Consider the following 14421-nt stretch of genomic DNA (forward strand, 5'->3'; position numbering starts at 1 on the left):
AGATTGGTTTGGAGGGGACGATGACGGCAACCTGCCGGATCACCGGGATCGCGATGCTGGCGCTTGCCCTGTCCCTGGGACCGGTCGGCCCGGTCATGGCCGAGACGGCGGGCGCGGTCGAGCAGTCCGAATTGCCCGTGGTCACGCTGGCCACGGCCCAGCAGGACTGGATCGAGGCGCGGGTGCCGGTCTCGGGCTCGCTGGTCGCCCGGCAGGAGGTGCAGGTCCATGCCCTCGTCTCGGGGCACGAGATCACCAGCATCGAGGCCGAGGTCGGCGACCGTGTCGAGGCGGGGCAGGTGCTGGCGCGGCTGTCCGAGGATGTGCTGTCGGCGCAGCTGGCGCAGGCCGAGGCCGAATATCAGCGCGCCGAGGCCGGTGTCAGCCAGGCCGAAAGCCAGATCGCCAGCACCCAGGCCAGCCTGACCCAGGCGGTCTCGGCGCTGGAGCGCACCCGCAGCCTGCGGCAAAGCGGCAATGCCAGCCAGGCGGTGCTGGACCAGGCCGTCGCCACCGAGGCTTCGGCGCGCGCGGCGGCGGCCTCGGCCTCGGACGGGCTGGGCGTGGCGCGGGCGGCCGTGGCGCAGGCGGATGCGGCGCGGCGCATCGCGCGGCTGAACCTGGACCATGCCCGCATCACCGCCCCGGTTGCTGGGCTGGTGGTGGCGCGGACCGCCCGGCTAGGCGCCATTCCGGGCGGCGGCGGCGAGCCGCTGTTCACCCTGATCGCCGGCGGCGAGGTCGAGCTTGAGGCGGATGTGATCGAGACCGCGCTGAGCCAGCTCAAGCCCGGCGATGCCGCCGAGATCGAGGTCGCGGGCCTTGGCCGCGTCGAGGGCAAGCTGCGGCTGGCGCCGGCGGCGGTCGATCCGGTGACGCGGCTGGGGCCGGCGCGCATCGCGCTGGACCCCGATCCGCGGCTGCGCACCGGGCTGTTCGCCAGCGGCTGGATCATCACCGACCGGCGGCAGGCGGTGACGGTGCCCGCATCGGCCGTGCTGGCCGATGCCTCGGGCGAGCGGGTGCAGGTGGTCAAGGACGGCCGGATCGAGACGCGCGAGGTCCGCAGCGGGCTGATCTGGCAGGGCCGGCGCGAGATCCTGGAGGGCGTCGCATCGGGCGAGACGGTGGTGGCCCGCGCCGGCGCCTTCTTCCGCAGCGGCGACCAGGTACGGGCGGCGCCATGAACTTCTCGGCCTGGTCCATACGCCATCCGGTGCCGCCTATCGCGATCTTCCTCGTGCTGGTGATGATGGGGTTCTACAGCTTCAGCCGGCTGGCGGTGACGGCCATGCCGAACATCGACCTGCCGCTGGTCAGCGTGGTGGTCAACCAGCCGGGCGCGGCGCCCAGCGAGCTGACCCGGCAGGTGATCCAGCCGATCGAGGATTCCATCGCCTCGATCACCGGGGTGCGGCATATCACCTCGGCCGCGACCGACAGTTCGGCGCGGATCTATGTCGAGTTCGAGCTGGAGACCGACACCGACCGCGCCGTGAACGACGTCAAGGACGCGGTGGCCAATGTCCGCGCCGACCTGCCCGAATCCATCGTCGAGCCGCTGGTCCATCGCGTCGATGTCAGCGGCATGGCGATCCTGACCTATGCCGTCAGCAATCCCGGCATGAGCATCGAGGAACTGTCGGATTTCGTCGACGACGTGGTGTCGCGCGACCTGTCCACGGTGCCGGGCGTGGCCAGCATCACCCGCATCGGCGGCGCCGACCGGCAGATCAACGTGGACCTGGACCCGGACCGCATCATGGCCTTCGGGCTGACGGCGGCCGAGATCTCGGAGCAGCTGCGCGCCAAGAACATCGACATGGGCGGCGGGCGCGGCGACCTGGCCGGCACGGAATATTCCATTCGCGCGCTGGGATCGGCGGGCGACGTGGCCCGGCTGGCGGCGACGCCGATCCTGATCGGCTCGGGCGAGGGGGGCGGGCGCACGGTGCGGCTCGACCAGCTGGGCAGCGTCACCGACGGCGCCAGCGAGGAACGCAAGTTCGCCCTGCTCGACGGCCAGCCCGTCGTGGCCTTCGGCGTCTTTCGCGCCTCGGGCGAATCCGACCTGGAGGCGGGCGACGGCACCAAGGCCCGCATCGCCGAGATCGAGGCGCGCAACCCCGGCACCCGGATCACCCTGATCGACGATGCGACCACCTATACCTCGGGCAGCTATCACTCGACCATGGAGACGCTCTACGAGGGCGCGGCGCTGGCGGTGGTGGTGGTGTTCCTGTTCCTGCGCAACTGGCGCGCGACGCTGATCGCCGCGGTGGCGCTGCCCTTGTCGATCATCCCGACCTTCTTCGTCATGCATTGGCTGGGCTTCACGCTGAACGGCATCAGCCTTTTGGCGATCACCCTGGTCACCGGCATCCTGGTCGACGACGCCATCGTCGAGATCGAGAACATCGTGCGGCACATCAACATGGGCGTTCCCGCCTATGAGGCCAGCATGGAGGCCGCGAACGAGATCGGCCTGACCGTCATCGCCATCAGCTTCTCGATCGTCGCGGTCTTTGCCCCGGTCAGCTTCATGGGCGGGATTCCGGGGCAGTATTTCAAGCAGTTCGGGCTGACCGTCGCGGTCTCGGTGCTGTTCTCGCTTCTGGTGGCGCGGCTGATCACGCCGATGCTGGCCGCCTATTTCCTGCGCGACAACACCCGCCTGGCCGAGGAACGCGACGGGCCGGTGCTGCGCGGGCTGATGGCGGTGCTGGCCTGGACGCTGCGCCATCGCGGGCTGACGCTGCTGATGGGGCTGGGGGTCTTCGCCGGTTCGATCTATTCCGCCACGCTGCTGCCGACCGAGTTCATCCCGGCCTCGGATGTCGGCCGCAGCCAGATCAGCATCGAGCTGCCGCCCGGCGCCACGGTGTCGGAAACCGAAGCCGCGGCGCGGATGATCTCGCAGCGCATCGAGGCGGTGCCCGAAGTGCGCTCGGTCTTCGTCAACGGCGGCGAGGACGACGTGGCCAAGGCCAAGCTGATGGTCAATTACGGCCCCAAGGAAGAGCGCGAGCGGTCGAGCTTCGTGATCGAGGACGAATTGAAGCGCGACCTGTCGCAGATCCCCGACCTGCGGATCAATTTCCAGAACGAAGAGGGCAATGCCGACCTGTCGATCTCGGTCCTGGGCGACAGCGAGGCGGGCGCGGCCCAGGCGGCCGAACGGCTGATGGCGGCGATGAAGACCCTGCCGGTGCTGGAGGGGGTGACATCCTCGGCCAGCCTGCAGCGGCCCGAGATCCAGGTCCATCCCCGCCCCGAGGTCGCGGCCCAGCTGGGCGTGACCGCCAGCGCGCTGGCGACGACGCTGCGGGTGGCGACGTTGGGCGACACGGAATCGAACCTTGCCAAGTTCAACACCGGCGACAAGCAGATCCCGATCATGGTGCGGCTGGACCAGGAGGCGCGGCGCGACCTGATGACGGTGCGCAACCTGCGGGTGCCCAGCTCGGCCGGGCAGGTGCCGCTGGAGGTGGTGGCGGATGTCTCGATCTCGGCCGGGGCGACCGAGATCGGCCGCTACGACCGGCGCTATCGCACCACGGTATCGGCGAACCTGGCGGGCGGCGCGCTGCTGGGGCCGGTGAACGCGCAGGTCACGGCCTTGCAGCAGCAGGTCGAGCTGCCGGCCGGGACCGAGATCCAGCCCTCGGGCGATGCCGAGATCATGGGCGAGGTGTTCCAGGCCTTCACCGTGGCGATGGTTTCGGGCGTGGTGCTGACCTATGTCGTGCTGGTGCTGCTGTTTCATAATTTCGTCACCCCGGTCTCGATCCTGATGTCGCTGCCCCTGGCCATCGGCGGCGCGATCCTGGCGCTGTTCCTGACCGGCAATTCCATCAGCATGGCGGTGGTGATCGGCTTCCTGATGCTGATGGGGATCGTGACCAAGAACGCCATCATGCTGGTGGAATTCGCGGTCAGCGCCATAGACCGCGGGGTCGAGAAGCGCGAGGCGATCCTGGACGCGGTCCACAAGCGCGCCCGGCCCATCGTGATGACCACCATCGCCATGACGGCGGGCATGGTGCCCTCGGCCATCGGCACCGGCGAGGGGGCGGAGTTCAGCGCGCCCATGGCCATCGCGGTGATCGGGGGCTTGCTGCTGTCGACGCTGCTGTCGCTGCTGTTCGTGCCCTCGCTGTTTTCCGTCGTGCATGGCGGGCAGGTGCGCATCGGCGGCTGGCTGCGGCGGCGGATCGGGCTGAACGCGGCACCCGAGGCGGCCGGGGAGTGAGGCCGGACCGGGGGCTTCGCGCCCCCGGACCCCCGCGGGATATTTGGACACGAAAGAAAAAGGGGGCCGGCGAGGGCCCCCTTTCCTTCGTTCCTGGCAGCCGGGTTCAGGCCAGCATGCCCATCGGGTTTTCCAGGTGCCCGACGATGGCTTCCAGCAGCTGGGCGCCGAGCGCGCCGTCGATCACCCGGTGGTCGACCGAAAGCGTCATCGACATGACGTTGCGGATCACCACCTCGCCATTCTCGACCACCGGGGTCTGGATGCCGGCGCCGACGGCGAGGATCGCGCCATGCGGCGGGTTGATCACCGCGTCGAAATTCTCGATCCCGAACATGCCGAGGTTCGAGATGGCGAAGCTGCCGCCCTGGTATTCGTGGGGCGCGAGCTTCTTGGTCTTGGCGCGGTTGGCCAGGTCCTTCATCTCGGCCGAGAGCGCCGAGAGCGTCTTTTGCTGCGCGTCCTTGAGGACCGGGGTGAAGAGCCCGCCCTCGACCGCGACGGCGACGGCCACGTCGGACGGCTTCAGCTTGAGGATGCGGTCGCCGGCCCAGACGGCATTGGCATCCGGCACCTCTTGCAGCGCCAGGGCGCAGGCCTTGATGATGAAGTCGTTGACCGACAGTTTCACGCCCCGCGAGTCCAGCTGCTTGTTCAGCATGGCGCGGAATTTCATCAGCTCGTCGAGCTTGGCGGACCGGCGCAGGTAGAAATGCGGGATGGTCTGCTTGGCCTCGGAAAGCCGCGCGGCGATGGTGCGGCGCATGCCGTCGAGCGCCACTTCCTCGGTCTCGCGGTCGGCGTAGATCTTGAGGATGGTTTCGGCCGAGGGGCCGGCCGGGGCTGCGGCCGCGGCGGGTGCCGGGGCGGCTTTCGGCGCCTCGGCGGCGGCCGGCTTGGCCGCGCCGGGCTTCGCGCCCTCGACATCCGCCTTGACGATGCGGCCATGCGGGCCGGAACCCGTCACGCCGGCAAGGTCGATGCCCTTTTCCGCCGCGATGCGCCGGGCGAGCGGCGAGGCGAAGATGCGCCCGCCTTCGGCCGATTTCGGCGCGGCCGGGGCAGGGGCGGCGGTGGCCGTCGCTGCCGGGGCGGCTTCGGCTTTCGCCGTCTCGGGCTGGGCTTCCGCCTTGGGCGCCGGGGCGGCGGCGATGTCATCGGCGGATTCGCCCTCTTCCAGCAGCACGGCGATGGGGGTGTTCACCTTGACCCCCGCCGTGCCCTCGGCCACCAGGATCTTGCCCATCCGGCCCTCGTCGACGGCCTCGAACTCCATCGTGGCCTTGTCGGTTTCGATCTCGGCGATGATGTCGCCGGATTTGACCTCGTCGCCCTCTTTCACCAGCCATTTGGCCAGCGTGCCTTCCTCCATGGTCGGCGACAGGGCGGGCATCAGGATTTCAGTCGGCATCTTCTGCCCTCCCCTTAGCGATAGGTGACTTTTTTCACCGCCTCGACGACCTCGGCGGCGGTGATCAGCGCGTGTTTCTCAAGGTTCGCGGCATAGGGCATGGGCACGTCCTTGCCGGTGCAGTTGATCACCGGCGCGTCGAGCCAGTCGAAGGCGTTTTCCATGATATGGGCCGAGAGGTGGTTGCCGATCGAGGCGACCGGGAAGCCCTCTTCCACCGTCACGCAGCGGTTGGTGCGCTTGACCGATTCGATTACCGTGCCGTAGTCGAGCGGGCGCAGGGTGCGCAGGTCGATCACCTCGGCCTCGATGCCGTCGGCGGCCAGCTTTTCGGCCGCCTCCAGCGCATGGACCATGCCGATGCCGAAGCTGACCAGGGTCACGTCGCGGCCGGGGCGCACGATCTTGGCCTTGCCGAAGGGGATGGTGAAATCCTGCAGGTCCGGCACCTCGAAGCTGCGGCCGTAGAGGATCTCGTTTTCCAGGAAGATCACCGGGTTCGGGTCGCGGATCGCGGTCTTGAGCAGGCCCTTGGCGTCGGCGGCCGAATAGGGCATCACCACCTTGAGGCCGGGGATCTGCGCATACCAGGCGGCATAGTCCTGGCTGTGCTGGGCCGCCACGCGGGCGGCGGCGCCGTTCGGGCCGCGGAAGACGATCGGGCAGCCCATCTGGCCGCCGGACATGTAAAGCGTCTTGGCGGCCGAGTTGATGATATGGTCGATCGCCTGCATGGCGAAGTTGAAGGTCATGAACTCGACGATGGGACGCAGCCCGGCCAGCGCCGCGCCGGTGCCGATGCCGGCGAAGCCGATTTCCGAGATCGGCGTATCGACCACGCGGCGGGGCCCGAACTTGTCCAGCAGGCCCTGGCTGATCTTGTAGGCGCCCTGGTATTCGCCGACTTCCTCGCCCATCAGGAAGACGGTCTCGTCGCCGGACATTTCCTCTTCCATGGCCTCGCGCAGGGCTTCGCGCACGGTCATGGTCTTCATCGGCGTGCCTTCCGGCCAGTCGGGCGACTGGTCCGCGACCGGGGCCGGCGCGGGGGCCGCGGCCTGCGCGGGAGTGGCCGGAGCCTCGGCCCTGGCCTCGGCGGGTGCGGGCTCGGCCTTGGGTGCGGGGGCGGCATCGACGGATTCGCCTTCCTCGACCAGGACGGCGATGGGGGTGTTCACCTTGACCCCCTGGGTGCCCTCGGCGATCAGCAGCTTGCCGAGGATGCCTTCGTCGACCGCCTCGAATTCCATCGTGGCCTTGTCGGTCTCGATCTCGGCGATGATGTCGCCGGATTTCACGCTATCGCCTTCCTTGACCAGCCATTTGGCCAGCGTGCCTTCCTCCATGGTCGGCGACAGGGCGGGCATCAGGATTTCGGTTGCCATGGTTCCCTCCCCTCAGGCGTTCTGTTCCGCGCCGCCCTGCGGCACGTCCTGGGCGTAGATGTCGGTCCAGAGCTCCTCCAGCGGCGGCTCGGGGCTTTCCTTGGCGAACTCGGCGGAATCGTTCACGATGTCCTTGATCTCCTTGTCGATGGCCTTGAGGTCGTCCTCGGAGGCATGCTGGCCTTGCAGCAGCAGTTCGCGCACATGTTCGATGGCGTCGCGTTCGTCGCGCATCTTCTGCACTTCCTCGCGGGTGCGGTATTTCGCCGGGTCGGACATCGAATGGCCGCGATAGCGATAGGTCATGACTTCCAGGATGTAGGGCCCCTTGCCGGCGCGGCAATGCGCCACCGCCTTTTCGCCCGCGGCCCGGACCGCCAGCACGTCCATGCCGTCCACCTGTTCGCCCTTGATGCCGAAGGCTTCGCCGCGGCCGTAGAGCGTGGTCGACTTGGTCGAGCGCTTCATCGAGGTGCCCATGGCATATTGGTTGTTCTCGATGACGAAGACGACGGGCAGGCTCCACAGCTCGGCCATGTTGTAGGTCTCGTAGACCTGGCCCTGGTTCGAGGCGCCGTCGCCGAAATAGACGAAGGTGACGTTGTCGTTGCCCAGATACTTGTCGGCGAAGGCCAGGCCCGCGCCCAGCGGCACCTGCGCCGCGACGATGCCATGGCCGCCGTAGAAATGCTTTTCGCGGCTGAACATGTGCATCGAGCCGCCCTTGCCCTTGGAATAGCCGCCGATGCGGCCGGTCAGCTCGGCCATCACGCCGCGGGCTTCCATGCCGCAGGCCAGCATGTGGCCGTGGTCGCGGTAGGAGGTGATGCGCTTGTCGCCTTCCTTCGCCGCGGCCTCGAGGCCGACGACGACGGCTTCCTGGCCGATGTAGAGGTGGCAGAAGCCGCCGATCAGGCCCATGCCGTAAAGCTGGCCGGCCTTTTCCTCGAATCGCCGGATCAGCAGCATGTCGCGGTAGTATTTGAGCAGCTCATCCTTGGACACGTTGGGCGTGCTTTGCTTGGCTGCGGGCTTTCTGACCATGGGCCTCCTCCTCGGGGCGGGGATAGTTCAGCGTTAAACTAATTCTAGGCGAAGCTTTCGGGGGAAGTAAACCGGCGTTGTGCATCCGTCCAGAGGGCAGATGCGGAAAGCCGCTTGCCCCAGCCGTCGCCGGTCGCGCCGGCGGCGCGGCCGCAGGGGTATTTGGACAACGGAGAAACCGGAGGCCCGTCAGCGGATGATGATCTCGTCGGCGCGCACCAGGCCCAGCACGTCGCGGGCGCGTTCGTCCAGCAGGTCGATGTCGAGGTATTCGTCCGACAGCCGCCGCGCCAGGTTGCGCATCCGGTCCACCTCGGCCTGCAGCTTGTCGCGCTGCTGGACCAGTTCCTGCGTCTCGGCCTGCAGCTGCACCCGGCGCAGGATGCCCGAGGGGCCCTGCACCGCCGCATAGGCGAAATAGACGCCCAGGAGGATCATCACGACGAAGAAAATGATGGCGCTGATCGACAGGCGCTGGGTCATGCTTGGGCCATGGGGCTGCTCGTTGGGCTGCTCGTTCTTTTGGCCGGATCATGCCACAGGCGGCCCGTCGGGGGAATCCCCTAAGCGCCGCGCAGGATGTCGTCCAGCACCAGCGCCATGACGCGGGCGGAATCCTGCATGTCCTGCACGCCCACCCATTCGTCGGGCTGATGCGCCAGGTCCAGCACGCCCGGCCCGTAGGCGATGCAATTCTGCAGCTTGCCGATGCGGTCGATATGCTTCTGGTCGTAGGTGCCGGGGCTGACGACATAGCCCGCCTCGCGGCCCAGCACCCGCCGGATGGCGGCGGCGGTCGAGCGCACCACCGGCGCCTCGCGGTCGGTCATGCTGGGGACCACCTCGAAGAGGTCGCGGATCTCGTAGGTGAAACCGGGGCGCGCCGCCCTGACCTTTTCCAGCAGCGCCGTGACCTCGCGCTTGACCTCGGACAGTTCCTCTTCGATCAGGAAGCGGCGGTCGATGGTGATGCGGCAGCGGTCGGCGACGCAGGGCGCGGGCAGGCCGGTGAAATCCGGGCCGAGATCCGGCTCGCCGCCATGGATCGAGTTGATGTTCAGCGTCGAGTTCCGCGCCCCTTCGGGGATCACCGGCATCTCGGTGCGCTTGGTCATCAGCAGCGGGAACAGCGTGCGCTCCATTTCCTCCAGCACCGCGCCCATGTGGCGGATGGCGCTGTCGCCCAGGAAGGGCATCGAGCCGTGGGCGATGCGGCCACGCGTCTCGATCTCGGCCCACCAGACGCCGCGATGGCCCAGGCAGATGCGGTCCTTGTGCAGCGGCTCGGGGATGATGACATGGCCGACATGGGCGAAGGCGCCCTGTTCTGCCAGGTAGGCCACGCCGCCGAAGCCGCCCGATTCCTCGTCCGCGGTGGCGCTGATCTCGATCTGGCCGGGATGGTCGGGGTAGAGCGCCACGAAAGCCTCCGCGGCGATGATGCTGGAGGCCAAGCCCCCCTTCATGTCGCAGGCGCCGCGGCCGTAGATGCGGCCGCCGTCCAGTTCCGCGGCGAAGGGATTGCGGCTCCAGCCGTGGCCGACCTCGACCACGTCGTGATGGCTGTTGAAATGCACGCATTCGCCGGGCGGGCGGCCGCGGTGGCGGGCGACCAGGTTCCAGCGCGGAAAGGCCTCGCTGTCGCCGGGCGCGCCATGGGCGCGGACCAGTTCGCAGGCCCAGCCCTGCGGCGCCAGCCGCGCCTGCAGGTATTCGCAGATCTCGCGATAGTTGCGGCCCGGCGGGTTCAGCGTCGGGATGCGGATCAGATCCTGGGTCAGGCGGACCAGGTCGTCGCGGCGGTTTTCGATCTCGAGGGCAAGGGCGTCCATGGCGCAAGGCTAGGCCGGGCGCGGCGGCGCGGCAATGGGGTCATTGACAGTCGCGGCGCGCCGGCCTTCCATGGGGCTGGCTTTTCGCAACCAGGGTCTGCCCGATGATCGCCTTTCTTCGCCTGATCGGCATGGTCCTGCTCGTCGAGCTGGTCTTTTACCTGCTCATCGGAACCTATGTCCGCAGCCTGCGGCGCGAGGAGCTTGAAAAGGAATGGGATCGCCGCCATCCCGAGCGCGCGGGCCCGTCCCCGGAACGCGCCGAGTTCGTGCGGCGTTCGATGGTGGGCTTCAGCAAGACCCTGCGGGGGCGGCTTGCCCTGCTGGTGCTGGTCCTGCCGGTGGTCGCGATCATCGTGATCATCGTGATCGTGAACTACTATTGAGGGGGCGCCGATGCGCTGGTTCCTGACCGTCCTTGGGGTGATCTTCGGGATCGTGGTCTTTCTGTTTCTGGACTACACGCTGCCCTCGAAGCAGACGGTCCGCATCACCAACACCTACAACCGGCTGACCGACATCGGCGCCAATGCGTTCTTCTATGCCTCGCCCGATACCGGCACGGTGCAGAACGCCCAAGGCCAGCGCGACGTGCGCTTCATCGACACGGTGCGCCCGAACGGCAAGCCCCATGTCTATCGCAACGAGGATACCGGCTGGATCTGGCCGCCCTATTTCAAATACGACAGCTCGAACCTGCATGCGCAGGCGACCGACCTGCGCTCGACCGCGGCGAGCCCGGAATGGGTCAGCGTGACCTCATACGGCTGGCGCATCGCCTGGCTCTCGGTCTATCCCAACGCCATCTCGATCAAGCCGGTGGCGGGGCCCGAGGTGAAGCCCTTCAACTGGGCGGCACAGATCATCCTGCTGATCCTGGGGGCGCTGCTGTTCCTGCTTTGGCGGATGTGGAACCAGTTCCGCGAGCGCACCATCGATCCGGCCGTGCGTTCGGCGGACGAGGCATGGGACCGGCTCGACGCCCGCGCCGACGCGGCGCGCGACCGGGCGCGCGGGCGGATGCGGCGCTGGTGGGACGGGCTGCGGGGGCGCTGAGCGATGGAGCGCAAGAACCCCGGCACCGATTTTCGCCTCGACTGGTTCGAGAACATCCAGGTCAACACCCCGGCGGCCGAGCGCCGCGCCGCGAGCCTGACCGCGCGCCGCAGCCTGAAAAAGGAATGGCAGGCGGCCTGGCTTCTGAACGCGGTGCGCTGCATCGACCTGACCACGCTGGCGGGCGACGATACGCCCGATCGCGTGGCGCGGCTTTGCGCCAAGGCGCGCCAGCCGGTCGATGCCGGCCAGTTGGCGGCGCTGGGGGTCGATCACCTGACCACCGGCGCGGTCTGCGTCTATCCGACCATGGTGGCGGCGGCGAAACGGGCGCTGCGGGGCAGCGCGATCCCCGTCGCCTCGGTCGCGACCGGCTTTCCTGCCGGGCTGATGCCGCTCGACCTGCGGCTGGCCGAGATCCGCTATGCGCTGGACCAGGGCGCGGACGAGATCGACATCGTGATTTCCCGCGCGCTGGTGCTGCGCGGCGAATGGGCGGCGCTTTACGACGAGATCTGCGAGATGCGCGAGGCTTGCGGCGCGGCCCGGATGAAGGCGATCCTGGCGACGGGCGAGCTGAAGACCCTGACCAATGTCGCCAGGGCCAGCCATGTCGCCATGCAGGCCGGCGCCGATTTCATCAAGACCTCGACCGGGAAGGAGCCGGTGAACGCCACGCTGCCGGTGTCGCTGGTCATGCTGCGGGCGATCCGCGACTATCGCGACCGGACCGGCTTCGCCGTCGGCTTCAAGCCGGCGGGCGGGCTGAAGACGGCCAAGGACGCGCTGAACTGGCAGGTGCTGATGGCCGAGGAGCTGGGCCGCGACTGGCTGGACCCGAGCCTTTTCCGCATCGGTGCCAGCTCGCTGCTCTCCGACATCGAGCGGCAGGTTTCCCATCACGTCACCGGGCGCTATGCAGCCGCCCATCGTCTGGCCGCGGGGTGATGATGCCGAAGGTAAGCGAGATCATGGAAAGCATGGAATACGGTCCCGCGCCCGAGGACGCCTCGGCCGTCCGCGACTGGCTGCGCGAACGCGGCAGCTTCGGCCATTTCATCGCCGGGCGTTTCACCAGGCCGGGCGAGACCTTCGCCAGCCGCGATCCCTCGAGTGGCGAGGAACTGGCGCAGGTCACGCAGGGCACCGCCCGCGATGTGCAAAAGGCGGTGCGCGCCGCCCGCCGGGCGCAGCGCAGCTGGGGCGCCATGCCGGGGCACGACCGGGCGCGCTTTCTCTATGCCATCGCCCGCACCATCCAGAAGCGCGAGCGTTTCCTTGCGGTGCTGGAGAGCCTGGACAACGGCAAGCCGATCCGCGAAAGCCGCGACATCGACGTGCCGCTGGTGGTGCGGCATTTCTACCACCATGCCGGCTGGGCCGAACTGGCCGAGACCGAGTTTCCCGGCCATGCCGCCTTGGGCGTCTGCGGCCAGATCATCCCCTGGAACTTTCCGCTGCTGATGCTGGCCTGGAAGGTGGCGCCGGCCCTGGCCGCCGGCAATTGCGTGGTGCTGAAGCCTGCCGAATACACGCCGCTGACCGCGCTGGCATTCGCCGAGATCTGCGCCCATGTCGGCCTGCCCGCCGGGGTGGTGAACATCGTCACCGGCGATGGCGAGACCGGCGCGGCGCTGGTTCAGGCCCCGGTGGACAAGATCGCCTTCACCGGCTCGACCGAGGTCGGGCGCGGCATCGCCCGTGCCACCGCCGGCTCGGGCAAGCGGCTGACGCTGGAACTGGGCGGCAAGTCGCCTTTCGTGGTCATGGAGGACGCCGACCTGGACGCCGCGGTCGAGGGCGTGGTCGAAGGGGTCTGGTTCAACCAGGGCGAGGTCTGCTGCGCCGGCTCGCGCATCCTGGTCGCCGAATCGGTCGCCGCGCGGTTCGAGGCGCTGTTGCGGGCGCGGATGGGCAAGCTGCGGCTGGGCGCGCCGCTCGACAAGTCCACCGATGTCGGCGCCATCGTCGATCCGGTGCAAAAGGACCGCATCCTGCGCATCCTGGACCGCGCGACCGCCGCCGGGGCGGAACTGGTCGGCGGCGCCGCGGCGCCGGGCTGCTTCATCGCGCCGGGCTATCTGCGAAACATCGCCCCCGCCAATCCCGGCATGGTCGAGGAGATCTTCGGCCCCATCGCCACGTTCTCGACCTTCCGTACCCCGGACGAGGCGGCGGACCTGGCCAACAATACCCGCTATGGGCTGGCGGCCTCGGTCTGGTCGGAAAGCGCGACTGTGGCCACCGACATGGCGGCGCGGATCAAGGCGGGCGTGGTCTGGGTGAATTGCGCCAACCTCTTCGACGCCGCCGCGCCCTTTGGCGGCCTGCGCGATTCGGGCTATGGCCGCGAGGGCGGGCGCGAGGGGATGCTGGACTATCTGGCCGCCCCGGTCGCCGCGCAGCGCGACCCGGCGCCGTCGGAAATCGCCCCGGCCGAGGCGCCCGAGATCGACCGCACGGTCAAGCTTTACATCGGCGGCGCGCAGAAGCGCCCGGACGGCGGCGCCAGCTATGCGGCGCAGGACGAACTGGTGCCCCTGGGCAACCGCAAGGACATCCGCAACGCGGTCGAAGCGGCGCAGGGGGCCTTGACGAAATGGCAGGGCCTGGGCGGCCACGGCCGCGCGCAGGTGCTGTATTTCCTGGCCGAGAACCTGGCGCAGCGCCGCGCCGAGTTCGCCGGCTACGCCAGCCCGGCCGAAGTCGATGCGGCGATCCGCCGCTGCTTCTTCTATGCCGGTTTCGCCGACAAATACGACGGCGCCACGGTTTCGGCCAAGCCCGGCCACCTGTGCCACGTCCAGCCCGAGCCGCATGGCGTCATGGGGCTGGTCGCGCCCACGGCCGCGCCGCTGGCGGGCTTCATGGCGCTGGTGCTGCCGGCCATCGCCATGGGCAATGCGGTGGTGGCGATCCCGTCGCAGGACCGGCCGATGGCGGCGCTGACGCTGGCGCAGGTGCTGGCCTGTTCGGACGTGCCGGGCGGCGTGGTCAATATCGTCACCGGCCCGCGTGACGAACTGGCGCGGGCGCTGGCCGGCCATGACGGCGTCTCGGCGATCTGGCATGCCGGCCAGGGCGAGGGGCTGGCCGAGGTGCAGCGCGCCGCGGCCGAGACCCTGATCCCGGTCTGGACCCCGGCGCCGCGCGACTGGAGCGATCCGCAGGCGCAGGGCCGCGAGTTCCTGCGCGCCGCCAGCCGGACCAAGACCGTCTGGCTTCCCTATGGCGCGCTTCCCGCCGGCACCGGCAGCGCGGCCTATTAGCAGGCTGCTGAAAAAGGATTTTGAGAGGGCGGCGAAGCGGAAATCGTTCTGGATCCAGCTAATATCGGCCCGAAAATGGGGTGTTTTCGGCAAATTTGAGGCGGATTTCCCGGCTCCCCGCCCGCGCTGTCCTGTCGCAAGGACTTTTTCAGCAGCCTGTTAGTTCATCGAC

11 protein-coding genes are annotated in these 14421 nt (G+C 68.6%); 6 read left to right on the forward strand and 5 right to left on the reverse strand.

Annotation, left to right across the window (positions count from 1 at the left end; all coding sequences use genetic code 11):
- Window positions 1–20 precede the first annotated feature (20 nt).
- Both E3U25_RS03855 and E3U25_RS03860 read left to right on the forward strand, forming a co-directional pair.
- Window positions 21–1187, forward strand: coding sequence for an efflux RND transporter periplasmic adaptor subunit (locus E3U25_RS03855; protein WP_116221147.1), 1167 nt, complete (start codon window positions 21–23; stop codon window positions 1185–1187).
- Window positions 1184–4252: an efflux RND transporter permease subunit gene (locus E3U25_RS03860; protein WP_114537230.1), complete on the forward strand. Its 3069-nt coding sequence runs from the start codon at window positions 1184–1186 to the stop codon at window positions 4250–4252. Before E3U25_RS03855 ends, E3U25_RS03860 begins: the two co-directional genes overlap by 4 nt.
- Window positions 4253–4358: 106 nt before the next feature.
- Here E3U25_RS03860 and E3U25_RS03865 read toward each other — a convergent pair whose 3' ends face one another.
- The 5 genes from E3U25_RS03865 to E3U25_RS03885 all read right to left on the reverse strand — a co-directional run bounded on the left by E3U25_RS03865 (window position 4359) and on the right by E3U25_RS03885 (window position 9924).
- On the reverse strand, window positions 4359–5663 hold the full coding sequence (locus tag E3U25_RS03865; protein WP_116221146.1) for a pyruvate dehydrogenase complex dihydrolipoamide acetyltransferase: 1305 nt from the start codon (window positions 5661–5663) through the stop codon (window positions 4359–4361).
- Window positions 5664–5677: 14 nt separating this feature from the next.
- Window positions 5678–7048, reverse strand: a complete 1371-nt coding sequence (locus tag E3U25_RS03870) for a pyruvate dehydrogenase complex E1 component subunit beta (RefSeq protein WP_116221145.1) — start codon at window positions 7046–7048, stop codon at window positions 5678–5680.
- 12 nt (window positions 7049–7060) lie between these two features.
- Window positions 7061–8092 carry a pyruvate dehydrogenase (acetyl-transferring) E1 component subunit alpha gene (gene pdhA / locus E3U25_RS03875; protein ID WP_036755720.1) on the reverse strand — a complete coding sequence of 344 codons (1032 nt, stop codon included), beginning with the start codon at window positions 8090–8092 and terminating at the stop codon, window positions 7061–7063.
- 189 nt (window positions 8093–8281) lie between these two features.
- A complete protein-coding gene (locus E3U25_RS03880; RefSeq protein WP_036755717.1) occupies window positions 8282–8575 on the reverse strand; it encodes an FtsB family cell division protein in 294 nt (97 codons plus the stop codon).
- 80 nt (window positions 8576–8655) lie between these two features.
- Complete coding sequence (locus tag E3U25_RS03885; RefSeq protein WP_116221144.1) at window positions 8656–9924, reverse strand: acetylornithine deacetylase/succinyl-diaminopimelate desuccinylase family protein; 1269 nt, start codon at window positions 9922–9924, stop codon at window positions 8656–8658.
- Between the two features lie 104 nt (window positions 9925–10028).
- Here E3U25_RS03885 and E3U25_RS03890 point away from each other — a divergent pair, with 104 nt between their 5' ends.
- The 4 genes from E3U25_RS03890 to E3U25_RS03905 are packed head-to-tail and all read left to right on the forward strand — an operon-like array spanning window position 10029 to window position 14249.
- A complete protein-coding gene (locus E3U25_RS03890; RefSeq protein ID WP_116221143.1) occupies window positions 10029–10310 on the forward strand; it encodes a hypothetical protein in 282 nt (93 codons plus the stop codon).
- A gap of 10 nt (window positions 10311–10320) precedes the next feature.
- The gene (locus E3U25_RS03895) at window positions 10321–10980 is read left to right on the forward strand and encodes a DUF1523 family protein (RefSeq protein WP_036755708.1); all 660 of its coding nucleotides are present in this window, start codon (window positions 10321–10323) and stop codon (window positions 10978–10980) included.
- A 3-nt stretch (window positions 10981–10983) separates the two neighbouring features.
- Window positions 10984–11928, forward strand: coding sequence for a deoxyribose-phosphate aldolase (gene deoC / locus E3U25_RS03900; protein WP_116221142.1), 945 nt, complete (start codon window positions 10984–10986; stop codon window positions 11926–11928).
- Between the two features lie 2 nt (window positions 11929–11930).
- Window positions 11931–14249, forward strand: coding sequence for an aldehyde dehydrogenase family protein (locus E3U25_RS03905; protein ID WP_116221709.1), 2319 nt, complete (start codon window positions 11931–11933; stop codon window positions 14247–14249).
- Window positions 14250–14421: the final 172 nt, after the last annotated feature.

This window comes from Paracoccus versutus, assembly GCF_029909795.1.
Taxonomy (GTDB): domain Bacteria; phylum Pseudomonadota; class Alphaproteobacteria; order Rhodobacterales; family Rhodobacteraceae; genus Paracoccus; species Paracoccus versutus.